Origin of the sequence: Curtobacterium sp. AB451 (genome assembly GCF_050585845.1) — a bacterium.
In the GTDB taxonomy this organism is placed as follows: domain Bacteria; phylum Actinomycetota; class Actinomycetes; order Actinomycetales; family Microbacteriaceae; genus Curtobacterium.
In genome coordinates this window covers 350032-373938 of the sequence record NZ_JBOBQG010000003.1, presented here as the reverse complement: position 1 = coordinate 373938, position 23907 = coordinate 350032, and the positions used below count along the sequence as shown (strand labels likewise).

At 71.1% G+C, this 23907-nt stretch carries 24 protein-coding genes; 19 read left to right on the top strand and 5 right to left on the bottom strand.

What is annotated here, in order from left to right:
- The first annotated feature begins 40 nt into the window (after positions 1-40).
- A complete protein-coding gene (infB, locus tag ACQXVK_RS08750; RefSeq protein ID WP_430853297.1) occupies positions 41-2887 on the top strand; it encodes a translation initiation factor IF-2 in 2847 nt (948 codons plus the stop codon).
- A gap of 89 nt (positions 2888-2976) precedes the next feature.
- The gene (gene rbfA / locus ACQXVK_RS08745) at positions 2977-3453 is read left to right on the top strand and encodes a 30S ribosome-binding factor RbfA (protein WP_430853296.1); all 477 of its coding nucleotides are present in this window, start codon (positions 2977-2979) and stop codon (positions 3451-3453) included.
- 9 nt (positions 3454-3462) lie between these two features.
- On the opposite strand, the gene ACQXVK_RS08740 is transcribed toward rbfA, so the two are convergent.
- The gene (locus tag ACQXVK_RS08740) at positions 3463-4230 is read right to left on the bottom strand and encodes an A/G-specific adenine glycosylase (protein WP_430853295.1); all 768 of its coding nucleotides are present in this window, start codon (positions 4228-4230) and stop codon (positions 3463-3465) included.
- Positions 4231-4426: 196 nt separating this feature from the next.
- Here ACQXVK_RS08740 and ACQXVK_RS08735 point away from each other — a divergent pair, with 196 nt between their 5' ends.
- From ACQXVK_RS08735 to ACQXVK_RS08715, 5 genes are all read left to right on the top strand, one after another.
- Positions 4427-4873: a hypothetical protein gene (locus tag ACQXVK_RS08735; RefSeq protein ID WP_022905482.1), complete on the top strand. Its 447-nt coding sequence runs from the start codon at positions 4427-4429 to the stop codon at positions 4871-4873.
- 28 nt (positions 4874-4901) lie between these two features.
- On the top strand, positions 4902-5843 hold the full coding sequence (truB, locus tag ACQXVK_RS08730) for a tRNA pseudouridine(55) synthase TruB (RefSeq protein WP_402263254.1): 942 nt from the start codon (positions 4902-4904) through the stop codon (positions 5841-5843).
- Entirely contained in the window at positions 5840-6205 is a 366-nt protein-coding gene (locus ACQXVK_RS08725) for a hypothetical protein (RefSeq protein ID WP_430853294.1), read from the top strand. Before truB ends, ACQXVK_RS08725 begins: the two co-directional genes overlap by 4 nt.
- Before the next feature lie 82 nt (positions 6206-6287).
- Positions 6288-6731, top strand: coding sequence for a hypothetical protein (locus ACQXVK_RS08720; protein ID WP_416393352.1), 444 nt, complete (start codon positions 6288-6290; stop codon positions 6729-6731).
- 8 nt (positions 6732-6739) lie between these two features.
- The gene (locus tag ACQXVK_RS08715; protein WP_430853293.1) at positions 6740-7702 is read left to right on the top strand and encodes a bifunctional riboflavin kinase/FAD synthetase; all 963 of its coding nucleotides are present in this window, start codon (positions 6740-6742) and stop codon (positions 7700-7702) included.
- A 78-nt stretch (positions 7703-7780) separates the two neighbouring features.
- Here ACQXVK_RS08715 and ACQXVK_RS08710 read toward each other — a convergent pair whose 3' ends face one another.
- Both ACQXVK_RS08710 and ACQXVK_RS08705 read right to left on the bottom strand, forming a co-directional pair.
- Positions 7781-9013 carry a DUF349 domain-containing protein gene (locus ACQXVK_RS08710; RefSeq protein ID WP_430853292.1) on the bottom strand — a complete coding sequence of 411 codons (1233 nt, stop codon included), beginning with the start codon at positions 9011-9013 and terminating at the stop codon, positions 7781-7783.
- A gap of 113 nt (positions 9014-9126) precedes the next feature.
- Entirely contained in the window at positions 9127-9942 is an 816-nt protein-coding gene (locus ACQXVK_RS08705; RefSeq protein ID WP_430853291.1) for a peptidylprolyl isomerase, read from the bottom strand.
- Between the two features lie 128 nt (positions 9943-10070).
- Between ACQXVK_RS08705 and ACQXVK_RS08700 the strand changes: the two genes are divergently transcribed.
- From ACQXVK_RS08700 to aroB, 9 genes are all read left to right on the top strand, one after another.
- Positions 10071-11447, top strand: a complete 1377-nt coding sequence (locus ACQXVK_RS08700; protein WP_430853444.1) for a replication-associated recombination protein A — start codon at positions 10071-10073, stop codon at positions 11445-11447.
- Positions 11448-11688: 241 nt separating this feature from the next.
- Positions 11689-12318, top strand: coding sequence for a 30S ribosomal protein S4 (gene rpsD, locus ACQXVK_RS08695; protein ID WP_022905490.1), 630 nt, complete (start codon positions 11689-11691; stop codon positions 12316-12318).
- 129 nt (positions 12319-12447) lie between these two features.
- Positions 12448-12630, top strand: coding sequence for a hypothetical protein (locus tag ACQXVK_RS08690; RefSeq protein WP_022905491.1), 183 nt, complete (start codon positions 12448-12450; stop codon positions 12628-12630).
- A 49-nt stretch (positions 12631-12679) separates the two neighbouring features.
- A complete protein-coding gene (gene alaS, locus ACQXVK_RS08685; RefSeq protein WP_430853290.1) occupies positions 12680-15337 on the top strand; it encodes an alanine--tRNA ligase in 2658 nt (885 codons plus the stop codon).
- Between the two features lie 8 nt (positions 15338-15345).
- Positions 15346-15789: a Holliday junction resolvase RuvX gene (ruvX, locus tag ACQXVK_RS08680; RefSeq protein ID WP_430853443.1), complete on the top strand. Its 444-nt coding sequence runs from the start codon at positions 15346-15348 to the stop codon at positions 15787-15789.
- 100 nt (positions 15790-15889) lie between these two features.
- The gene (mltG, locus tag ACQXVK_RS08675) at positions 15890-17482 is read left to right on the top strand and encodes an endolytic transglycosylase MltG (protein ID WP_430853289.1); all 1593 of its coding nucleotides are present in this window, start codon (positions 15890-15892) and stop codon (positions 17480-17482) included.
- A 45-nt stretch (positions 17483-17527) separates the two neighbouring features.
- The gene (gene aroC, locus ACQXVK_RS08670; protein ID WP_022908378.1) at positions 17528-18748 is read left to right on the top strand and encodes a chorismate synthase; all 1221 of its coding nucleotides are present in this window, start codon (positions 17528-17530) and stop codon (positions 18746-18748) included.
- Positions 18745-19332: a shikimate kinase gene (locus ACQXVK_RS08665; protein WP_430853288.1), complete on the top strand. Its 588-nt coding sequence runs from the start codon at positions 18745-18747 to the stop codon at positions 19330-19332. The genes aroC and ACQXVK_RS08665 overlap by 4 nt, the downstream gene beginning before the upstream one ends.
- A gap of 20 nt (positions 19333-19352) precedes the next feature.
- Complete coding sequence (aroB, locus tag ACQXVK_RS08660) at positions 19353-20435, top strand: 3-dehydroquinate synthase (RefSeq protein ID WP_430853442.1); 1083 nt, start codon at positions 19353-19355, stop codon at positions 20433-20435.
- Between the two features lies 1 nt (position 20436).
- Here the strand turns inward: aroB and ACQXVK_RS08655 are convergent, their stop codons facing one another.
- Both ACQXVK_RS08655 and ACQXVK_RS08650 read right to left on the bottom strand, forming a co-directional pair.
- On the bottom strand, positions 20437-20631 hold the full coding sequence (locus tag ACQXVK_RS08655; protein WP_022908381.1) for a hypothetical protein: 195 nt from the start codon (positions 20629-20631) through the stop codon (positions 20437-20439).
- Entirely contained in the window at positions 20631-20930 is a 300-nt protein-coding gene (locus tag ACQXVK_RS08650) for a hypothetical protein (protein WP_430853287.1), read from the bottom strand. The genes ACQXVK_RS08655 and ACQXVK_RS08650 overlap by 1 nt, the downstream gene beginning before the upstream one ends.
- A gap of 122 nt (positions 20931-21052) precedes the next feature.
- Between ACQXVK_RS08650 and ACQXVK_RS08645 the strand changes: the two genes are divergently transcribed.
- The 3 genes from ACQXVK_RS08645 (at position 21053) to nusB (ending at position 23890) form a co-directional block, all read left to right on the top strand.
- Entirely contained in the window at positions 21053-22744 is a 1692-nt protein-coding gene (locus ACQXVK_RS08645) for an ABC1 kinase family protein (protein ID WP_430853286.1), read from the top strand.
- Between the two features lie 118 nt (positions 22745-22862).
- Positions 22863-23426, top strand: coding sequence for an elongation factor P (gene efp / locus ACQXVK_RS08640; RefSeq protein WP_022906721.1), 564 nt, complete (start codon positions 22863-22865; stop codon positions 23424-23426).
- Between the two features lie 11 nt (positions 23427-23437).
- On the top strand, positions 23438-23890 hold the full coding sequence (nusB, locus tag ACQXVK_RS08635; protein WP_402263220.1) for a transcription antitermination factor NusB: 453 nt from the start codon (positions 23438-23440) through the stop codon (positions 23888-23890).
- Positions 23891-23907: the final 17 nt, after the last annotated feature.

Here is a 23907-nt window from a genome sequence, read left to right as displayed (position 1 = left end):
TCCTGCCCCTTGCACGGGGTGGGACCCGTGAAGGAGAACAGTGGCAAAACCACGCGTACACGAGATCGCATCCGAACTCGGTGTCGACAGCAAGACCGCAATGGAGAAGCTCAAGGAACTCGGCGAGTTCGTCAAGGGCCCGAGCTCCAGTGTCGAACCCCCCGTCGCACGCAAGCTCCGCGCTGCGTTGCAGGCTGACGGCGCCTCGGCGTCGAAGCCCGCTGCGGCACAGACCCCGACCGCGCCGGCCAAGACCGCGGCGCCGAAGTCGGGCGCACCGAAGCCCGGCGGCCCCCGCCCCGGTCCGGTCCGTCCGGCCCCCACCCCCGAGCCCGAGGTGCAGGCGCCCGCCGCCGACGTGCCGACCCCGGCCGCCCCGAAGTCCGTCGCCCAGCGACAGGCCGAGGCCGAGGCTGCTCGCAAGGCCGCCGCTGCCGAGAAGGCCGCTGCCGAGAAGTCCGGCGACGCCGGTCCCGACGCAGCAGCCGAGCCGAAGGGCGACGCCGTCAAGCCCGGCGGCGCACCGAAGCCCGGTGCCGCAGCCGGCCCGAAGCCGGGTGGCCCGAAGCCGGGCGCACGCCCCGGCAACAACCCCTACGCGTCGAGCCAGGGCATGGGCTCGCGCCCGCCGCGTCCGGGCAACAACCCGTACTCGTCCAACCAGGGCATGGGCCAGCGCCCCGCCGGCGGCGCCGGTGGCGGCAACGGCATCCCGCGTCCCGCCCCGCCGCGTCCGGGCGTTCCCCGTCCGGGTGCGCCGCGTCCCGGTGGTCCCGGTCAGGGCAACCGTCCGAACGGCTTCGGGCAGCGCCCGGGCCAGGGTGGCGGCGGTCGTGGCGGCCCCGGTGGTCGTCCGGGCGGTGCCGGTGGTGCCGGTGGCGGCTTCCCGCGTCCGGCCTTCAGCGGCCCGCGTCCCGCCGGTGGCGGCGGCCGCGGTCGTGGCCCCGGTGGCGGTACCGCTGGTGCGTTCGGTCGCGGTGGCGGCAAGAGCCGTGCCCGCAAGTCGAAGCGGACGAAGCGCGCCGAGTACGAGATGCGGCAGGCGCCGTCGCTCGGCGGTGTGCAGGTCCCTCGTGGCGACGGCAACACGGTCGTCCGTCTGCGTCGCGGTGCGAGCATCTCGGACTTCGCGGACAAGATCGACGCGAGCCCCGGCAACCTGGTGACGGTGCTGTTCCACCTCGGTGAGATGGCGACCGCGACCGAGTCGCTGGACGAGGCCACGTTCGAGGTCCTCGGCGAGGAGCTGGGCTACAAGATCCAGATCGTCTCGCCCGAGGACGAGGACAAGGAGCTCCTCGAGGGCTTCGACATCGACCTCGAGGCCGAGCTGGACGACGAGGACGACTCGGTGCTGCAGCAGCGGCCCCCGGTGGTCACCGTCATGGGTCACGTCGACCACGGCAAGACCCGCCTGCTCGACGCCATCCGCAACTCGAAGGTCGTCGAGGGCGAGGCCGGTGGCATCACCCAGCACATCGGTGCGTACCAGATCGTCACCGAGCACGAGGGCATCGAGCGCCCGATCACCTTCATCGACACCCCTGGTCACGAGGCCTTCACGGCCATGCGTGCCCGTGGTGCCCAGGTGACGGACATCGCGATCCTCGTGGTCGCGGCGGACGACGGCATCATGCCCCAGACGATCGAGGCACTGAACCACGCGCAGTCGGCCGGTGTGCCGATCGTGGTCGCGGTGAACAAGATCGACAAGGAAGGCGCGAACCCGGCCAAGGTCCGCCAGCAGCTCACCGAGTACAACCTGGTGGCCGAGGAGTACGGCGGCGACGTCATGTTCGTCGACGTCTCGGCTCGTCAGAACATCGGTATCCAGGACCTCCTGGACGCGGTGCTGCTCACGGCCGACGCCGGTCTCGACCTGCGTGCGAACCCCGACAAGGACGCCCGCGGTGTGGCGATCGAAGCACGCCTCGACAAGGGCCGTGGTTCGGTTGCGACCGTGCTCATCCAGTCCGGCACGCTGCACGTCGGCGACGCCATCGTCGCGGGCACGGCCTACGGTCGCGTCCGTGCGATGACCGACGAGAACGGCGTGGCGGTCAAGGCCGCGACGCCGAGTCGCCCGGTCCAGGTGCAGGGTCTGTCCTCGGTGCCCCGCGCCGGCGACACGTTCCTCGTCACCGAAGAGGACCGCACGGCACGTCAGATCGCCGAGAAGCGTGAAGCCGCCGAGCGCAACGCCCAGCTGGCCAAGGCCCGCAAGCGCATCTCGCTCGAGGACTTCACCCGTGCACTCGAAGAGGGCAAGGTCGACTCGCTCAACCTCATCATCAAGGGTGACGTCTCCGGTGCCGTCGAGGCACTCGAGCAGTCGCTCCTGGACATCGAGGTCGACGACAGCGTCCAGCTCCGGATCCTGCACCGCGGCGTCGGTGCGATCACGGAGTCGGACATCGACCTGGCCACGATCGACAACGCGATCGTCGTCGGCTTCAACGTCCGCCCGGACGTCAAGGCCCGCGAGCGTGCGGCGCGCGAAGGCATCGACGTGCGCTTCTACTCGGTCATCTACAACGCACTCGAGGACATCGAGCAGTCCCTCAAGGGCATGCTCAAGCCCGAGTACGAAGAGGTCCAGTCGGGTGTCGCCGAGATCCGCGAGGTGTTCCGTTCCTCGAAGTTCGGCAACATCGCGGGTGTCATCGTCCGCTCCGGCACGATCACGCGCAACGCCAAGGCGCGCGTCATCCGAGAAGGCGTGGTGCTCGCCGATGGTCTGGCCATCGAGTCGCTGCGTCGCTTCAAGGACGACGTCACCGAGGTCCGCACGGACTTCGAAGCCGGTATCGGTCTGGGCAAGTTCAACGACATCCAGATCGGCGACGAGATCGAGACCACCGAGCTCGTCGAGAAGCCGCGCGACTGATCGCGTGACTACCCTGGGCCCCGGCTTCCTTCACGGGAGGCCGGGGCCCAGCCCCGTTCCAGAGCAAGACATCTCCACAGGAGGCACCCATGGCCGATCCGCAGCGCGCACGCAAGATGGCGGACCGCATCAAGGAAGTCGTCGCACGCCGACTCGACAAGGGGCTGCGCGACCCGCGGCTCGGGTTCGTGACGATCACCGACGTCCGTGTGACCGGTGACCTGCAGCACGCGTCGATCTTCTACACCGTGTACGGCACCGACGAGGAACGCGCCGACTCCGCGGCGGCGCTCAAGGCCGCGACGGGCATGCTCCGGTCCGAGGTCGGCAAGAACATCACCGCACGGCTCACCCCGTCGCTCGAGTTCATCGCCGACGCGCTGCCGGAGACCTCGGCGCACATGGAGGACCTGCTCGTGCAGGCCCAGGTGCGTGACGAGCAGGTCCGTGCGGCGGCGGCCGGTGCGAGCTACGCCGGCGACGCCGACCCGTACAAGCACGAGGACGAGGACGAGGACGAGGACGAGGACGAGGACGAGGACGACGCCGACGAGGCGCGTGCCTGATCCGTCCGGTCAGCCCTCCGGGAGCCGGTAGCCGCTCGCGTCGTCCCCGACGGCCAGTCCGTCGCGCAGGAGCGACGCGAGCGCCCGGTCCCGCTGTTCGGCGTCCGGCCACACCGGTTCGATCTCGTCGCGGGTGACCGGGACGTCGCTGGCGCGCAGCTCCGCCATGATGAGCCCGCGCACCTGGCGGTCGCTGCCGGAGAACTTCGCCTGCCGCGGGGCCCGTGGCCCGTCGTGCTCGGGGTACCCGGCGGCGCGCCAGGCGCAACGGTCCGCGATCGGACAGGCGTCGCAGGCGGGGGAGCGGGCGACGCAGACGAGCGCGCCGAGCTCCATCACCGCGGCGTTCGTCGCCGCCGCGTCGTCGCGGTCCTCCGGCAGCACCGACTCCATGAGCGGCAGGTCGCGCTTCGCCTTCGCCGGGCCGGGCTCGCCCTGCCCGAGCAGCGCGCGGGCGAGCACACGACGGACGTTGACGTCGACGACCGGGTGCCGGTCGCCGTAGGCGAAGACCGCGACCGCCCGCGCCGTGTAGTCGCCGATGCCGGGCAGCGCGAGCAGCGCATCGACGTCCCGTGGCACGACGTTGCCGTGCTGCTCGGCGATCGCCGTCGCGGCCGCGTGCAGGGCGAGTGCCCGTCTCGGGTAGCCGAGCCGGTCCCAGGCCCGCACCGCGTCCGCCGGGGGCGCGGCCGCGAGGTCCGCAGGCGTCGGCCACCTCGTGAGCCACGCCTCCAGTCGGGGGACGACGCGCGCGACCTGGGTCTGCTGCAGCATGATCTCGCTGACCAGCGTGCCCCACGCGGGGAAACCCGGTCGTCGCCAGGGCAGGTCCCGTGCCTCGGCACGGAACCACGCTATGAGCGGTGTCGCGATGTCCGCTTGTCGGTTTGCGTCCTGTGGACGGGTCCGGTTGTCCACATCCGGACGGGAGGCACGACTCGCGTTCACCACGACAGCCTACGGTGGGTGCATGGCACGTTGGGCACCCCAGGAGATCGACACCATGGCCGCGATCGCGGCCGAGGTGATCGCGCAGGTCGGCACGAACCGGACCGTCGTCGGCATCGACGGGCAGGCCGGCACCGACCTCGAGCGCGTCGCGGCCGGCCTCGTCGGCGGCTTCGAGCAGCACGGTGTGTCCGCGATGGCGGCGGCGGCGCCCTCCGGCGACGTGGACACCCTGCGAGCGGACCTGGTCGCGCCGTTCCGCTCCACCGGCGAGGGCCCCGGCGTGCTCGTCGTGCACGGGCACGGGGTCCTCGCACACCACACGCGCACGCTCTGGCGCTGGTCGCTGTGGGTGGAGCAGGAGTCCGGGCGCCTCGAGCGTCGTGCGGACGTCAAGATCGCGGCCTCCGCGGTGCTGGACGTCACGGACCCGGACCACCCGCGTCGTGAGTGGAACGACGCCTGCTGACCGGCCGGAGCGCTGGTAATCTCCTCTGGTGCTCGAATCCGCGCCCGACGGCATCCTCCTCGTCGACAAGCCGCAGGGGATCTCCAGTCACCGGGTGGTCTCGATCGCCCGACGTCGGCTCGGCCTGAAGAAGGTCGGCCACGCCGGCACGCTCGACCCGATGGCGACCGGTCTGCTGCTCCTCGGGATCGGTCCGTCGACCCGGCTCCTGACGCACCTCGTCGGCCTCGGCAAGACGTACACGGCGACGATCCGCCTCGGTGTTTCCACCGATTCCGACGACGCTGACGGTGCGCCCACCGCCGCGGTCGGCACGGCGTCCGCCGACGTCTCCGAGGAAGCGGTCGAGCGGGCCGTGGCCGCCCAGCGCGGCGTGATCTCGCAGGTGCCCTCGACCGTCAGCGCCATCAAGGTCGACGGTCGCCGCGCCTACGACCTCGCACGCAAGGGCGAAGCGGTCGTCCTGCAGTCCCGCACGGTCACGGTGTCGCGCTTCGACGTCACCGGCCGGGGCGACCGTGTGGTGACCGTCGACGGCACCGACACCGCCGTGGTCGACCTCGACGTGGTCGTCACCTGCTCGTCCGGAACGTACGTCCGTGCCCTGGCCCGGGACGTCGGCGCCGCGCTCGGGACCGGTGCGCACCTGACCGCGCTCCGCCGGACCGAGGTCGGCCCCTTCAGCGTCGACGACGCGATCGACCTCGAGGACGAGTCCGTCGACGTCCGCGCCGCACTCGCCCGACCGGTCGACGTCGCCCGCGCGCTCTTCCCGTCCGTGCCGCTCGACCCGGCCGACGCCAAGGACCTCGCCGACGGCAAGCGCGTCGCCGCCGACCACCCGGACACCGACGGCCCGGTCGCCGCCGTCGCGACCGAGGGGGACCGGCTCGTCGGCCTCGTCTCGGTGCGTCGCGGTCTCCTCCGCGTCATCACGAACTTCCCGACGGCGCCGGGGGTGGGCGCGTGATCGAGTGGTTCATGTGGGTCCAGCTCGTCGTCGCCGTGCTCGCCGGGCTCTTCGCCGTGGTCGTCGGCTTCGTCGGCTGGAAGCCGAACGACTACACGGTCGGGTCCCTCGCACTCATCGAGCTGCTGCTCCTCGCCCAGGGCGTGATCTCGCTCGTCCTGCCGCTCACGGGCAGCCCGCCGGTCGGCAACGCACTCGAGTTCGGCGTGTACGCGGTGTCGGTGCTCCTCGTCCCGCCGGCGGCCATCGTCTGGGCCCTCGTCGACCGGACGAAGTGGAGCACCGTCGTCCTCGGTGCCGGCGCGTTCACGGTCGCGGTGATGGTCTACCGGATGTACCAGATCTGGTTCGCCCTGAACTGACCCGCCCGCAGCCGCACCCCCGCTGCTGCGTGTTCGTCGTGGTGCGTCATGGTGGTCGTCCGCCGTCGGTAGAATCGGTGCAATGGCGACCAGATCCTCCCTCGCGACCGGCATCGGCCGCGTCCTCATCGCCGTCTACGGCATCCTCGCGCTGGCGGCGACGGGTCGCAGCGTCGTGCAGATCATCGAGAAGTTCTCGTTCGCACCGTTCGCGTACACGCTCAGCGCCGTCGCCGCGGTCGTGTACATCGTCGCGATGATCGCGCTCATCGTGCCGGGTCGGTTCTGGTACCGCGTCGCCTGCGTGACCATCGTCTTCGAGATGACCGGTGTGCTCGTGATCGGGACGCTGTCGCTCATCGACCGGCAGCTGTTCCCGGACGACACCATCTGGTCGTACTACGGCCTGGGCTACGCCTTCGCGCCGCTCGTGCTGCCGGCGGCCGGACTCTGGTGGCTCCGCAAGCACCACCGCACCGCCACCGCGACCGAGACGACCCCGTCCGCCGTTCCGGCCGGCGAGTAGGGACCGACGTGCAGTACTACGACGACACCGCCGACGTGGCGCAGGGCTTCGGGCCGAGCGCCGTCACCATCGGCAAGTTCGACGGCGTCCACGTCGGGCACCGCGCGGTGATCGCGCACCTCGAGCGTGCCGCGCGCGAGCACGCCCTCGTCTCCACGGTCGTCACGTTCGACCGGCACCCGCTCAACGTCATCGACCCAGGCAAGGTGCCGCCCGCGCTGACGAGCCCCGCCCAGCGCCGGGAACTGCTCGACGAGGTCGGGGTCGACGCCACTTTGCTGCTCCGGTTCGACCAGGACCTGCAGTCGAAGGCACCAGAGGTCTTCGTGTCCGAGATCCTCGTCGACACCCTGCACGCGAAGCTCGTGTTCGTCGGCAGTGACTTCCGCTTCGGTGCGAAGGGCGCCGGCGACGTCGCGCTCCTGCGCACGTTGGGCCAGCGGTACGGCTTCACCGTCGAGCTCATAGACGACGTCGACCTGGTGGACGACGTGCGTCCGGATGGCGAGCGTCGGGTCTCCTCGACGTGGATCCGCGAGCTCCTCGGCGACGGCCGCGTGGCCGAGGCCGCGCGGCTGCTCGGCCGTGAGCACGCCGTGCGGAGCGTCGTCGTGCACGGGAACGAGCGCGGCCGGGCGATGGGCTACCCGACGGCGAACCTCGACCCGGCGTCCGAGGGCTTCATCCCCGCCGACGGCGTCTACGCGGCACGGGTGCTGCACGACGGCACCGTGTACCCGGCTGCCGTGTCCGTCGGCAACAACCCGACGTTCGAGGGGGTCCCGGCGAAGCAGATCGAGGCGCACCTGCTCGACGTCGACATCGACCTCTACGGCGACACGATCTCGGTGCTGTTCGTCTCGTACGTGCGGGGCATGGTGAAGTTCGACTCGATGGACGAGCTCGCCGAGCAGATGCGGCAGGACGACCGTGACATCCGGACGCTGCTGGGCCTGCCCGCGGTCGTCTGACCCCTCTGGAACGACGAAGCCCCCGTGACCGATCGGTCACGGGGGCTTCGTCGTACGGGGTCTGTCGGACGGGACGGATCAGCCGCCGAGGGCGTCGAGCCAGATCTTGCGGGCGTCGAGGGCTTCCTGGGCGTCCTTGATCTTGCGGGCGTCACCGGAGGCCTGCGCCTCGGCGAGCTCGGACTCGAGCTTGCCGATGGCGTCCTCGAGCTGGCTCGCGAGACCGGTCTGACGGGCCTTGCGCTCCGGGTCGGAGGCCTTCCAGTGCTCGTCTTCGAGGCTGCGGACGTGGTCCTCGACGGCGCGCAGGCGGTCCTCGATGCGCCGGACGTCCGCGCGGGGGACCTTGCCGATCTCGTCCCACCGACGCTGGATCCCCGTCAGGGTCTTGCGTGCGGCAGCCCGGTCGGTGACCTTCAGGAGCGGCTCGGCCTCGGTGAGGAGGGCCTGCTTCGCTTCGAGGTTCGCCGAGTACTCGACGTTCTCGGCCGCTGCCTCGGCGTGGCGCTGCTCGAACAGCACGTCACCCGCGGCCTTGAAGCGAGCCCAGAGCGCATCGTCGTGTCGCTTGCCGGCCCGCCCCGCGCCCTTCCAGTCGTCGAGCAGTTCGCGGTACGCCGGGATCGCGTCGGACCCGCGGGGAGCGAGCGCCTCGGCCTGCTGCACGAGCTCCTGCTTGCGGTTGCGCGCGTCGCGGTGCTGCGCGTCGAGCTCGGAGTAGAACGCGCGACGGTGCTGGTCGACGGTCGACCGGGCCGCGCGGAAGCGCTTCCAGAGCTCGTTCGCCTCGTTCTTGGGGATGCGCGGGCCGTCGTGCTGGTGCTGCTGCCAGCGTGCGAAGACGTCGTCGAGCTGCGCGGTGATCTGCTTCCATTGCGCCCGTGCCGGGTCGACCGCGGCGAGGGCCTCGGCCTCCTCCACCAGGGCGGTGCGGTGCGCCAGGGCGTCCGCGAGGGCCTGTTGGGCCTGTTCCGCCTGTTCCTTCGTCAGGGAGCCGAGCTGCTCGGTCAGGGCGGCGACGCGGGTCTCGAGCGACTTGAGGTCGCCGACGACCCGGGCCTCGGCCACGAGGGACTGCAGGTGCTCCACCGTGCGGGCGACGTCGTTCGCCGAGGCACCACGCTGGACGCGCTGCTCGGCGATCTTCACCTGCCCCTCGAGGTCGGCGTACTTCCGCGCGAAGTAGGCGAGGGCTTCGTCGGGTGTCGCGTCCGGGTACTCACCGACGGCTTTCTCGGTGTCCTCGTACCGGACGTACACCGTCCCGTTCTCGTCGACCCGCCCCCAGGTCGTTGCTTCGTCAGGTCCCACAGGTCTCGCCTCGATCGTGGTCGTGCATCACCGACGTCGCCGTCGGCACGGTCAGGTCGTCAGCCTATTGCACGGAGCGCATCTGCGACCCGTCGGGTCGGCGAGCCTGTGGACTACTTCTCCCGCTCGATCGTCGCGCCGGTGATCTTGGTCGCCACCTTCGGCTCGCCGGTGCCGTCGCTGCCGGCCGAGGAGATGCCCTTCGACGTGATCTTCGACTCGAGTTCGTCGAGGCCGCTGGTGACCTTCCCGACGACGGTGTAGCCGCCGGTGGAGCCGTCCAGCGTGGTGTCGCCGTAGACGATGAAGAACTGCGTGGTCTGCGAGTACGGCGACGAGCCGCGGGCGATGGCGATGGTGCCCTTGGCGTACTTGCCGTCACTCGGGACGTTCTCGAGCGGGCCGTACTGGAAGCCGGCGTCGCCGGTGCCGTCGCCGTTCGCAGAGCCGCACTGCAGGAACGCGAACCCCGTGCTGTCGGCGAGTCGGTGGCAGGTGGTGCCGTTGTAGAACTGCTCCTGGATGAGCGTGATCTCGACGCTCGCGGCCTGGGGTGCCTTCTCGCCGTCCAGCTCGATGCCGAGCTTCACGTCCTTGTTGAGGGTGAGCGAACCGGTCCAGGTGGAGTCCTTCGCGATGGACTTGCTCGGGACGTCGCCGGTGTTCCCCGCGGTGGCACTCGCGGACGGGGTCGGCGTCGCGGTCGCGGAGGCACTCGCGCTCGCGTCCGCCCCGCCGCCCTGCGACCCGGCGAACGCGAGCTGCGAGCCGGTCGCGAGCGCGGCGACGAGCACGAGCACGCCGGCACCGACGACGTTGTCCCGCAGCCGACGGCGCCGCTGCCGTTCGTGCAGGCCCTGCCGTGCCGTGTAGAGGCGGAGGCGCTCACGCGCCTCCCGGTTGTCACGCGCCTGGTTCTTCGGTGCCACGGTGCTGGTCGTACCTCTCGTCGAGTGTGCGACGAGCGTACTGGAAACGGCTCTGTCGGAGGCCTGGAGGCACGCCCCTGTCGGTGGGTCGGCCTACGATTGGTCACATGGCAGCGGACCGTTCGGGCATGCGTGCGCCCACCACCGGCGGTCGCGCCGGGTTGGCGCAGGGGTCCGTCCCGCTCGCGGTCCGGATGCGGCCGACCAGCCTCGACGAGGTCGCCGGCCAGCAGCACCTGCTCGGCCGCGGCAGCCCCCTCGTGCAGCTCGCGACCGGCACGCGCGAGAACCCCGGCGGCGTCTCGGTGATCCTGTGGGGGCCGCCCGGTACCGGCAAGACCACCCTGGCGCAGGCCATCGCCCGGCAGTCCGGTCGCGAGTTCGTCGAGCTCTCCGCCGTCACCGCGGGCGTCAAGGACGTGCGCGAGGTCATGGAGAAGGCGCTCACCCACCGCGACCTCTACGGCTCCACCACCGTCCTGTTCCTCGACGAGATCCACCGGTTCAGCAAGGCGCAGCAGGACGCCCTGCTGCCAGGCGTCGAGAACGGCTGGGTCATCCTCATCGCGGCGACGACCGAGAACCCGTCGTTCTCGGTCATCTCGCCGCTGCTGTCCCGGTCGCTGCTGCTGACGCTCAAGCCCCTCACCGACGAGGACCTCGGCATGCTCGTCGACCGTGCCGTCGAGGACCCGCGGGGCCTCGGCGGATCGGTCGTCCTCGGTGACGAAGCCCGCAGCGCCATCGTCCGGCTCTCCTCCGGCGACGCCCGTCGCGCCCTGACCGCGCTCGAGGCCGCGGCGTCCTCCGCCGTGGCGGCGCAGGCCGACGACGACGCGGACGGCACGCTCGACGGCGTCGACACCGTGCCGGTCGTCGACGCCGACACCGTCGCGGCAGCGGTCGACCGGGCACTGCTCCGCTACGACCGCCAGGGCGACGAGCACTACGACGTGATCAGCGCCTTCATCAAGAGCGTCCGGGGGAGCGACGTCGACGCCGCACTCCACTACCTGGCACGCATGATCGAGGCGGGGGAGGACCCTCGGTTCATCGCCAGGCGGATCATCATCTCGGCATCCGAGGACATCGGCATGGCCGACCCCCAGGCGCTGCCGATCGCGGTCGCCGCCGCACAGGCCGTCCAGCTCATCGGCATGCCCGAGGGCCGGATCCCGCTGGCCGAGGCGGTCGTCTACCTGGCGACCGCGCCGAAGTCGAACGCCGCCTACAACGCCGTGAACGCCGCGATCGCCGACGTCAAGGCCGGTCGGCTCGGGGTCGTGCCGATGCACCTCCGCGACGCCCACTACCCGGGGGCGAAGCGGCTCGGTCACGGCAAGGGCTACGTCTACTCGCACGACGCCGAGCACGGTGTCGCCGAGCAGCAGTACCTGCCCGACGCGCTCGAGGGCACCGAGTACTACACGCCGACGGCGAACGGCTTCGAGCGCGAGGTCGGTCCGCGACTCGAGCGACTCCGGAAGATCACCCGCGGCGAGTAGTGACCGCGCCGAGATCCTGCTAGCATTGCCGGGCCTACGTCCTGGTCCTCGAGCACGGCTGCGTCGAGGACAGAGTGCCACTCCGGTGGTACGGGGGCAGAGGTTCGGACTGTAGCCGTCCGATCCCACAGGCTCATCCCTCTGGATCCCGTCGTCGGGGCTCGTTCCTTCCGTGTGTCTCGTTTCCCATGGTCGAGCGGTTCCCCTCGAGTCATTCAGTTCAGACAGAGAAAAGGACCCTGTGTCTACCAAGTCACGTACCCGCAGCAAGACCCGCCTCTCGCGCGCGCTCGGCATCCCGCTGACGCCGAAGGCGGCCCGTTACCTCGAGAAGCGCCCCTACGGCCCCGGTGAGCACGGCCGCACCCGCCGTCGTGCGGACAGCGACTACGCCGTCCGTCTCCGTGAGAAGCAGCGTCTGCGCGCCCAGTACGGCATCCGCGAGAAGCAGCTCCGCATCGTCTTCGAAGAGGCCCGCAAGACGAAGGGCCTGACCGGTGAGAACCTGGTCGAGCTCCTCGAGCAGCGCCTCGACGCCCTCGTGCTGCGTGCCGGCTTCGCCCGCACCACCGCGCAGGCCCGTCAGCTGATCGTGCACCGCCACATCCTCGTCGACGGCAAGCTCGTCGACCGTCCGTCCTTCCGCGTGAAGGAGGGGCAGCTCATCCACGTGAAGCAGCGCTCCGAGTCCCTCGAGCCGTTCCAGGTCGCCGCCGCCGGTGGGCACCAGGAAGTCCTGCCGAAGGTCCCGGGCTACCTCGAGGTCGAGATCGACAAGCTCCAGGCCCGCCTGGCTCGTCGTCCGAAGCGCGCCGAGGTCCCCGTGACCTGTGAAGTGCAGCTCGTCGTCGAGTACTACGCAGCTCGCTGATCCCCTGATCACACCCGAACGGCGGGTCGTCCTCTCAGCAGGACGGCCCGCCGTTCGGCGTCCCCGGTCGGCACCGCCGGTAGGATCGTCTGGGCACGCACCGCTCGCGTGCGCAGAGGGAGAGGCACCGTGAAGCAGCTGTTCTTCGTCGCCGTCGGCGTCGTCATCGGGTTCGCCGTCGCGCACAAGGTCGCGAACACCCCCGGTGGTGCGCGGTTCTTCGCCGACGTGAACGCTCGCACGAAGGCCTTCACCGGCGCCGTCGCGGACGGCTACCGCTCCCGCGAGGCCGAGCTCCGCACCGACGTCTGACGTCCTCCTCGACGCACACTCTCCCGCCGAACCTGAATCAGGAAGCACCATGCAGACCGCAGAGATCCGCCGCCGTTGGCTCCAGTTCTTCGGCGACCGCGGACACACCGTCGTCCCGTCCGCCTCGCTCGTCTCGGACGACCCCTCGCTCCTGTTCACGGTCGCCGGCATGGTGCCGTTCATCCCGTACCTGACCGGACTCATCCCGGCGCCGTACCCCCGCGCCACGAGCGTGCAGAAGTGCATCCGCACGAACGACATCGAAGAGGTCGGCAAGACCCCGCGGCACGGCACGTTCTTCCAGATGAACGGCAACTTCTCGTTCGGCGACTACTTCAAGGAACAGGCGATCGAGTTCGCCTGGCAGTTCCTGACGACGCCGGAGTCCGACGGCGGCCTCGGCTTCTCGCCCGACGACCTGTGGGTCACCGTGTACGAGGACGACGACGAGGCGATCGCGTTCTGGAAGGCGCACTCCTCGCTCCCCGACGAGCGGATCCAGCGGCTCGGCAAGGACACCAACTACTGGTCGACCGGTCAGCCCGGTCCGGCGGGCCCCTGCTCGGAGATCTTCTTCGACCGCGGTCCCGAGTACGGCATCGACGGCGGTCCGGCGACCGACGACGACCGCTACGTCGAGATCTGGAACCTCGTGTTCATGCAGTACCAGATCGCCGACGTCCGCTCGAAGTACGACTTCGAGATCACCGGCGAGCTGCCGAACAAGAACATCGACACCGGCATGGGGCTCGAGCGCGTCGCCTTCATCAAGCAGGGCGTCGACAACATGTACGAGATCGACCAGGTGCGGCCGGTCCTCGACAAGGCGGCGGAGATCTCCGGGCGCCGGTACGGCGCCGTGCACGAGGACGACGTCCGGATGCGCGTGATCGCGGACCACGTCCGGTCGGCGCTCATGCTCATCGCCGACGGCGTCTCCCCGTCGAACGAGGGACGCGGGTACATCCTCCGTCGCCTGCTCCGCCGCACCGTGCGTGCGATGCGGCTCCTCGGTGTCGAGGGCGCGACGTTCCCGCAGCTGTTCCCCGAGTCCCGCGACGCCATGCGCGACGCCTACCCCGAGGTCGCGAGCGACTACGACCGGATCGCGCGCATCGCCTACGCGGAGGAGGAGACCTTCCTCCGCACGCTCGCGCAGGGCACGACGATCCTCGACGTCGCGGTCGAGCGCGCGAAGCAGGACGGTGCGCCCTCGATCGGCGGCGACACGGCGTTCCTGCTGCACGACACCTTCGGCTTCCCGATCGACCTCACCATGGAGATGGCCGAGGAAGCCGGCGTCCGGGTCGACCGCACCGCGTTCGAGACCCTGATGTCCGAGCAGCGTGCGCGGGCCAAGGCGGACGCGAAGAGCAAGAAGACCGCCCTCGCCGACCTCAGCGTCTACAGCGCGTTCCGCGCCAAGGGCGAGACGGTGTTCCTCGGCTACGACGCACTCGAGGCCGAGACGAACGTCCTCGGCATCATCGTCGGCGGCGTGAGCGTCGACCGCGCGGTCGCGGGCGACATCGCCGAGGTCATCCTCGGCGAGACCTCCCTCTACGCCGAGTCCGGTGGTCAGGACGCCGACCAGGGCTCGATCGTCGGCAACGGCTTCGACCTCGAGGTGCTCGACGTGCAGCGTCCCGTCGCCGGTCTCTGGAGCCACACCGTCCAGGTCCGCTCGGGCGAGGTCGGGGTCGGTGCGCCGGCGACGACCGTCGTCGACGCCGAGTACCGCCGGGGCGCGACCCAGGCGCACTCCGCGACCCACCTCGTGAACGCGGCGCTGCGGGACATCCTCGGCCCGGAGGCGCTGCAGGCCGGTTCGTACAACAAGTCGGGCTACATGCGCCTGGACTTCTCGTGGTCGCAGCCGGTGTCGCTCGAGACCCGCTCCGAGATCGAGGAGGTCGTCAACGCCGCGATCCGCTCCGACCTCGAGGTCTCGACCAGGGTGCTGCCGCTCGACGAGGCGAAGTCCCTCGGTGCGCAGGCGCTCTTCGGCGAGAAGTACGGCTCCGAGGTGCGCATGGTCGACATCGGCGGCCCGTGGTCGCGTGAGCTCTGCGGTGGCACGCACGTCGCATCCAGCGCGCAGGTCGGCCTCGTCAACCTCGTGGGGGAGTCGAGCGTCGGTTCGACCAACCGTCGCGTCGAGGCGCTCGTCGGGCTCGAGGGCTTCCGTGACCTCGCGGTCGAGCGCACCATCGTGTCCCAGCTGTCGAGCGCCCTCAAGGCCCCCCGGGAGGACCTGCCCTCCCGCGTGCAGTCCCTGATGGAGGACCTCCGTCAGGCGCAGAAGCGCGTCGCCGAGTTCGAGTCGGCGAACCTGCAGCAGCGTGTCCCGGCGATCGCCCGCCAGGCGACCACGGTGGGCGCGACGACCGTGGTGGCGGAGTCCGTCCAGGGCCTGCAGTCCGGTGACGACCTGCGCGCGCTCGCGACCGGCGTGCGCGGCCAGCTCGGCGACGGCGCGGCCGTGGTCGTCCTCGGCGCGGTGATCAACGACAAGCCCGTCGTGATCGTCGCCACGAACGACGCGGCCCGCGCCGCGGGTGTGCAGGCGGGACCGCTCGCGAAGGAGGCCGCCGGCGTCCTCGGTGGCGGTGGCGGCGGCAAGCCGGACCTCGCGCAGGGCGGTGGCACTGACGCGTCGGCGCTCCCTGCGGCCCTCCGCGCGGTCACCGACCGGCTCGCGGCCTGACCGTGGCGATCCGTTCCGGGCGCCGGCTCGGCGTCGACGTCGGCCGCGCCCGGATCGGGGTCGCCGTGTGCGACCGTGACGGGCTCCTCGCGACGCCCGTCGAGACGGTCGCCCGTCACGCCGCCACGGACGTGCGGCGGATCCTCGAGATCGCCCAGGAGTACGACGTCATCGAGATCGTCGTCGGGCTGCCGCTCTCGATGTCGGGCGGGGACACCCCGTCCACGGCGGACGCCCGGGAGTTCGCGGAGCGCCTGGCGGAACACCGTTCGGTGCGCCTGGTCGACGAGCGGCTCTCGACCGTGACGGCCCAGCGCGGCCTCCACCAGGCCGGCAAGAACACGAAGAAGTCCCGCGCCGTGATCGACCAAGCGGCCGCTGTTATCATTCTGCAACACGCGCTCGACCACGAGCGTGCGGCCAGTGCCCCACCCGGGGCCACGCTCCCCTGAACCTGCGGACCATCGCAGTGCTCGCCTGAACGCGGCTGCCACACCGTCGCCCAGCACACCGAGCCCAGGCGGAGTTCCCGACCGAGAGACCCGAGGACCGTTGGCAGACGACCTGGACTGGAACGCGATCATCGCGCCCGGCAACGACGCCGAGCGGCGGAAGACGACTTCCGACCGTGCGGAGACCCCCGACCCGGACGCGACCGGTCGACCGATGTCCCGACGCGAAGCACGCGCGGCCGAAGCCGCGCGTGCACGCACCGACGCGGAGCCAGCGGACGCGAGCCCGGCCAGCACCGACGCGGCCGGGCCGAGCACCGACCGTCCCGACCTCGGCCGAGCCGACGTCGACCGTCGCGCCGCCGCGGCGGACGCCCCGGTGGCGTCCTCACCCGACGAACTGCACCCGGACGTGCACGCCCTCCTCACCGGGGAGCTCCGTGTCGACGACGGCCAGCGCGCCGCGGCGCGCGGGGACTCGGCTGGCGGTGCGGCCGCCGCTGCGGGCGTCGGTGGACCCGACCAGACCGGCCACGGCCCCGGAGGCGCGGGAGACGGCGGTCGCGGCGGTCGCGGTGGACGCGGGGGCGCCTCCAGGCCGCCACGCGGCCCGCGTGAACCGCGTCCGAAGCGGCGTCGCGGCCCGCTGATCGCGGGCATCGTCATCGTCGCGGTGGTCCTCGCCGTCGGGGTGTCGGCCTACGCGTTCGCGGCCCCGAAGATCCAGCAGGTGGTCGCGGCGATCAGCGGCTCCCAGGAGCCCGACGACTACTCCGGCGACGGCACCAGCAAGGTGACGATCACCATCAAGCAGGGCGACATCGGCGAGAACGTCGCCGCGACCCTGCAGCGCAGCGGGGTCGTGAAGGACTCGAAGGTCTTCTACAAGCTGCTGCTCGCGTCCCCGGACGTCCAGTTCCAGCCGGGTTCGTACTCGCTCAAGAAGAAGATGAGCTCGAAGGCGGCACTCGCGGCCCTGCAGGACAAGGACAACCGGGTCCAGGCCTCGATCGTGATCCCCGAGGGCACGGCGCTCAAGGACATCGAGGCCGGCATGGTCTCGAAGGCGGGACTCTCCGCCGCCGAGGTCTCCGCCGCCGCGAAGGACCTCAGCGCCTACGACCTGCCGTCGAACGTGACCACGCTCGAGGGGTGGCTCTTCCCGGCGACCTACCCGATCAACCCCGGGTGGACCGCCACGCAGTACTTCAAGTCGATGGTCGACACCATGAAGGAGCACCTGTCGGCGGCCGGCGTGGCCGAGGCCGACCAGGAGCACGTCATCATCTTCGCCTCGCTCGTGCAGAAGGAAGCAGGCCTCGCGGCCGACTACCCCAAGGTCGCGCGGGTCTTCCAGAACCGGCTCGACATCGACATGCCGCTGCAGTCGGACGCGACGGTCGCCTACGGCACGGGGAACACCCACCGGGTGACGACCACCGACGCCGAACGGAAGGACGCGTCGAACAGGTACAACACCTACGTGCACGACGGCCTGCCGCCGGCGCCGATCTCGAACCCGGGCGACATCGCGATCAAGGCCGTCACGAACATGGCGCAGGGCAAGTGGCTGTACTTCGTGACGGTGAACCTCGAGACCGGCGAGACGGTCTTCTCGGACACGTACGCCCAGCACCTCGTCGCCGTGGACCAGTTCCAGGCGTGGCTCCGGGCGCACCCCGACTACCAGTAGCCCGGGGGCGTCGCACGGCACCCGGGCTGTGGGAAGATGGACACCATGCTTCGTTGGTTGACTGCTGGTGAGTCCCACGGACCCGAACTGATCGCGATGCTCGAGGGCCTGCCCGCGGGTGTCCCGGTGTCGTTCGAGTCCATCCGTACCGATCTCGCGCGTCGCAAGCTCGGCTACGGCCGCGGCTCCCGCATGAAGTTCGAGCAGGACGAACTGCACGTCTCCGGTGGTGTCCGTCACGGGTACTCGCTCGGCAGCCCGATCGCGATCCGCATCGGCAACACCGAGTGGCCGAAGTGGGTCGAGGTCATGAACCCCGAGCCCGTCGAGCAGACCGACGCCTCCCGCGGTCGCAGCGCCCCGCTGACCCGACCGCGTCCCGGCCACGCCGACCTCGTCGGCATGCAGAAGTACGGCTTCGACGAGGCCCGCCCGATCCTCGAGCGTGCGAGTGCGCGCGAGACGGCCGCGCGCGTCGCCCTCGGTGCCGTGGCCAAGTCCTTCCTCGCCGAGCTCGGCATCCGCTCGGTCGCGCACACGCTGCAGGTCGGGACGGTCCGTGTCCCGGACGGCACCGCGCTGCCGATGCCCGACGACGTCGACCGCCTCGACGACGACCAGTTGCGCTGCTTCGACGCCGAGACGTCGGCCCGCATGGTCACCGAGGTCGAGGCCGCGAAGAAGGACGGCGACACCCTCGGCGGTGTCGTCGAGGTCCTGTTCTACGGCGTGCCGCCGGGGCTCGGTTCGCACGTGCAGTGGGACCGTCGCCTCGACGCCCGCCTCGCCGCGGCGATCATGGGCATCCAGGCCATCAAGGGCGTCGAGGTCGGCGACGGTTTCGCGACCGCTGCCCGCCGCGGGTCCGAGGCGCACGACGAGCTCTTCCGCGAGGACGGCGAGATCTACCGGACGTCCGACCGCGCCGGCGGCACCGAGGGCGGCATGTCCACGGGCACCGTCCTGCGTGTCCGCGCCGGCATGAAGCCGATCGCGACGGTCCCGCACGCGCTGCACACCATCGACGTCGCCACGGGTGAGGACGCCTCGGCGCACCACCAGCGGTCCGACGTGTGCGCGGTCCCCGCTGCCGGCGTCGTCGCCGAGGCCATGGTGGCGCTCGTCCTCGCCGACGCCGTCCTCGAGAAGTTCGGCGGCGACAACGTCGTCGAGACGAAGCGGAACCTCGAGGCGTACCTGGCGTCCATCCCGGAGACGCTGCGCACCCGCAGCACCGAGGCCGCCGAGCACACGCCGGCCTGGTGACGCACACACCCGAGCCGGCGGCGGGTTCGCCGTCGGCCGGTCACGCGGCACCGGTCGTCATCATCGGACCGATGGGCGCCGGCAAGTCGAGCGTCGGCAAGCGCGTGGCGAAGGCCCTCGGTGTGCCGTTCACCGACACCGACCGGGCGATCGTCCGCGAGCACGGCCCGATCCCCGGGATCTTCGCGGACCGCGGCGAGCCGGCGTTCCGCGCGCTCGAGGCCGAGGCCGTGCGGGCGGCCGTCGCGCGCGGTGGCGTGATCGCCGTCGGTGGCGGCGCGGTGACGCACGTCGACACGCGCGAGGCCATGGTCGGCGCGCGCATCGTCCTCCTGACCGTCTCGCCCGAGGCGGTCGCCGACCGGATCGCCGGCAGTGACCGCCCGCTGCTGGCCGACGGCGGCATCGACGCCTGGCAGACCATCATGGACGCGCGAGCGGCGACCTACGCCGAACTCGCGCACGCGGTGTTCGACACCTCACGCCGGCCCATGTCGCACGTCGTCGACGACGTCGTCGCCTGGCTGCGGGACGGACACCGGCCGTCCACCACCGGCACCCCCACGAGCGAAGGAACAGCGTGACCGAGACGACCCAGTCCGTCCTGCCCGACGGAACCACCGAGATCCGCGTCGGCGGCGAGGACGGCTACGTCGTCGCCGTCGGCAACGGCCTGCTCGGTTCGGTGCCGGCACTCCTCGGTCCCCGCGTCGCCAAGGTCCTCATCGTGCACGCGCCGACGCTGGGCGCCCGGGCGAACGCGCTCCGGGACCTGCTCGTCGACGCCGGCCTCGAGGCGCTCATCGCCGAGGTCCCCGACGCCGAGGGCGCCAAGCGCGTCGAGGTCGCCGCGTTCTGCTGGCAGATCATGGGGCAGTCGGACTTCACCCGCACCGACGCCGTGATCGGCCTGGGCGGCGGCGCCGTGACCGACCTCGCCGGGTTCGTCGCGGCGACCTGGCTGCGCGGGGTCCCGTACATCGCGATCCCCACGAGCGTGCTCGGGATGGTCGACGCCAGCGTCGGCGGCAAGACCGGCATCAACACGAACGAGGGCAAGAACCTCGTCGGCGCCTTCTTCGCACCCCGCGCGGTCGTCGCCGACATCGACCTCGTCGCCACCCTGCCCCGCAACGAGATCCTCACCGGCTTCGCCGAGATCGTGAAGGCCGGGTTCATCGCCGTGCCGGAGATCCTCGACGTCATCGAGGCCGACGTCGCCCGCGTCACCGACCCGACCACGCCCGAGTTCCGCCGCGTCGTCGAACTCGCGATCGCGCTGAAGGCACAGGTCGTCTCGGACGACTTCACCGAGCAGGGCCGCCGCGAGATCCTGAACTACGGCCACACCCTCGGGCACGCGATCGAGCACGCCGAGCGGTACCAGTGGCGGCACGGCGCGGCCGTCGCGGTCGGCATGGTGTTCGCCGCCGAGCTGGCGCGCCTCACCGGGCACCTCGACGACGCCACGGTCGACCGGCACCGCTCGATCCTCGAGTCCCTCGAACTGCCGACGACGTACGGCATCGGCCGCTGGGAGGGGCTGCTCGCCACGATGCGTCGTGACAAGAAGGCCCGCGCCGGCATGCTCCGGTTCATCATCCTCGACGCCGTCGGCAAGCCCCTCACGCTCGAGGGACCCGAGGACCACCTGCTCTTCACCGCCTACCAGGAGGTCGGGGTCTAGCTCAGCGGAGGACACGTCGGGTCCGTCGCCACCACCACTTCACCCGCATCGACACGGTGACGACTCCGGTCCGTTCGACCTCGTACCACTCCGCCAGGGTGGCGCCGTCGACCCACGCGTCGAGGATCGCGTCGTCCTCGTCGGTGCCGTCGAGCTTGAACTGGGGTGCGTCGGGCAGTGGACGGAAGAGCGGCATCAGTCGGCCTCCGGTTCTCGGTCGCGAACGTGCTCGAACCCGTGCCGCCGGAGTGCCCGTCGAGCGAGGTTCCGGTCGGGTTTCGGCGCCCACGGTACTTTCATCAGACGCTCGAGCACAGTTCTCGAAATGTCGTACTCCGACTGCGTCTCGGCGCGCCGGATCGCCCAGGTCAGCCGCCGCCAGGCGTGGTCGCGATCGGCTGTCCTGCGGTTCTGGAACGCGCCGAACCAGCTGACGACGGCGGCCGCGATCGCCGCGCCCGCGGCGATGAGCGCCGTGACGAGTGCTGTCTCCATGACCGCAGCCTGATGCAGCGGAGGCGAGGGGACGGCGGGCATCGGCCGACCAGTGGAGGGCGAGCCGCGCCTCCGGGCTGTGGAGGACCGACCACGCAGGACGGGGGAGCAGACTGGGACCCGTGCCCACCCCGCCACGCCTGAGCGACCTGTCCACACCGGACGCCACCGATGCCGGGACCGTCCGGTCCCGTGCCCGCCGGTTCACCGAACTGCTCTCGATCGCCCGCCGACACGGACTCGTGCCCTTCCGTCGGCTCGACTTCTCGCACGACCCGGCGACGTCCGACCTGCGCCGCAGCCAGGCCGAGCACCTCCGCCGCGCGCTCGAGGAGGCCGGTGGCGGCTTCGTGAAGATGGGACAGCTCCTGTCGACGCGTGACGACCTGTTGCCCGAGGAGTGGACCGAGGGCCTCGCGCACCTGCAGCGGAACGTGAGCCCGGCTCCCGCGGACGAGGTCACGGCGTTGCTCGAGCGCGAGCTGGGCGCACCCGTCGACCAGGTCTTCGCGGCGTTCGACCCGGTCCCGGTCGCCGCCGCGTCCATCGCGCAGGTGCACCGGGCACGTCTCGCGGACGGCACGAGCGTGGCCGTGAAGGTGCAGCGGCCCGGCATCGACCGCGCCGTGCGCCGGGACGTCGACATCGCGCTCCGCGTCGTGCGCTTCATGGCCCGCTGGTCGACCGAGGCGCGCCAGGTCGGCGTGCAGGACGTCGCCCAGCAGTACGCCGACGACCTCGTGCGCCAGGTCGACTTCAGCTCGGAGCTCCGGAACCTCGAGGCGCTGCGAGCCGCCCAGCGCCGGAGCGCACGCCCCGACGAGGTGCGGTTCCCCGACCCGTACCCGGAGCTCTCCGGTCGCCGCGTGCTCGTGATGGAGTACCTCGAGGGGGACACCCTCAGCGCCATCCGTGCCGAGCGCAGCGACCGCGACCTCGACGAGCCGATGCGGGCGATCCTCCGGGCGTTCCTGCGACAGGTCGTCTTCGACGGGATCTACCACGGTGACCTGCACCCGGGGAACGTCCTGCTGCTGCCCGACGGCCGCCCCGCCCTGATCGACTTCGGGTCGGTGGGACGGCTCGATCCCGGCCTGCGCGACGTCGTGCAGGAGCTCCTCGCCGCCTACATCCAGGACGACACCTCGCGGATCGCCGACGCGGTCCTCCGGATGGCCCCGGTCCGCGACGCCCAGGACGAACCGGGCTTCCGCCGGGACATCGCGCGCTTCGTCGCGGACGAGCTCGGCCCCGGGGCGCGGATCGGCGTCGAGACGGTCGACGACGCCGTCGCGGTGTTCGGCCGGTACCGGCTCAAGGCGCCACCGGACTTCGTCGCCGCGGCGCGCGCCCTGGCGATCTTCGAGGGAACGCTCCGCACCCTCGCGCCCTCGTTCGACCTGCTCGAGGAGTCACGGGGTCTCGCCTCCGAGCAGATCCGCGACCAGCTGCGTCCCGGCAAGATCCGCGACGTGGCCGTCCGCGAGCTGTTCGGCGCCGTCTCGGCCGTCCGTCGGCTCCCGCGGCGGGTCGACCGCATCGGCGAGGCGATCGAGACCGGGAAGCTCTCGGTCAACATCCGGCTGTTCGCGGACCGCCGTGACCGACGCACGCTGAACGGTGTCGTCCGTCGGGTGCTGCTCGTGCTGCTCGGCGCCGGCGCCGGCGTGCTGTCGCTCGTCTACCTCACCCTGCCGGCCCGCCCGACCGCGGTCATGTCGACGGGGGTCGCCGGCGGGCTGCTCGGGGGAGCGGCGGTGGTGCTGCTCGTGTGGGCGGCCGTCGACGCGATCCGGGCGCGACGGCGGGAGTGACCCACGGCGGGCTCCAGCGCACCCGCGCGGGGCCCGCCGACCGGTCCGCTACACTCGTCCGGGACCCAGCGCGGTCCGCAGACCTTCACAACACGATCGAACGGGACATCGAAGACTCATGGCCAGTACCACTGACATCAAGAACGGCGCCGTTCTCATCATCGACGGGCAGCTCTGGTCGGTCGTCGAGTTCCAGCACGTCAAGCCGGGCAAGGGCGGCGCGTTCGTCCGCACCAAGCTGAAGAACGTCGTGTCGGGCAAGGTCGTCGACCGCACCTTCAACGCGGGTGCGAAGATCGACACCGCGACGGTCGACCGCCGTGACTACCAGTTCCTCTACGAGGACGGCGACTCGTACGTGTTCATGGACACCGACACCTACGACCAGATCCCGGTCTCGGCGACGGTCGTCGGCGACGCGAAGAACTACCTGCTCGAGTCCGCGATGGTCACCATCGCGATGAACGAGGGCAACCCGCTCTACGTCGAGCTCCCGACGTCGATCGTGACCGAGGTCGAGACCGAGCCCGGTCTGCAGGGCGACCGCTCGTCCGGTGGCACGAAGGACGCGACCATCATCGCGACCGGTCACCGCATCCAGGTCCCGCTCTACCTCGAGAGCGGCACCACGGTGAAGATCGATACGCGCGACGGCAGCTTCCTCGGCCGCGTCAACTCCTAGGCGCCGGCCGTATGAGTGCTCGTTCGAAGGCCCGCAAGCGCGCCCTCGACATGCTGTACGTGGCCGAGGTGCGTGAGCTCCCGATCGCGGACGTCCTCGCCACCGAGACCGTCCGTCACCTCGACCAGCCGGAGCGCGCCTCCAGCTGGGACTACGCCCGTCAGATCGTCACGGGCATCGACGACGCGCGCCACGAGATCGACGCGGTGATCGTCGAGCACGCCCAGGGCTGGTCGATCGCCCGCATGCCGGTGCTCGACCGCTGCATCCTGCGCATGGGCGTCTGGGAGCTCCGGTTCAACCCGGAGGTCCCGGACGCGGTCGCGATCGCCGAGGCCGTCGAGCTCGCCCAGTCGCTCTCGACGGAGGAGTCCGCGGGGTTCGTCAACGGCGTGCTCGGCGCCGTCGCCGGCGGTCGTGCACCGTCCGGTCGGACGGTCGCAGAGGACCAGGAGTCCCGGTAGGGTTGACCACGTCAGCA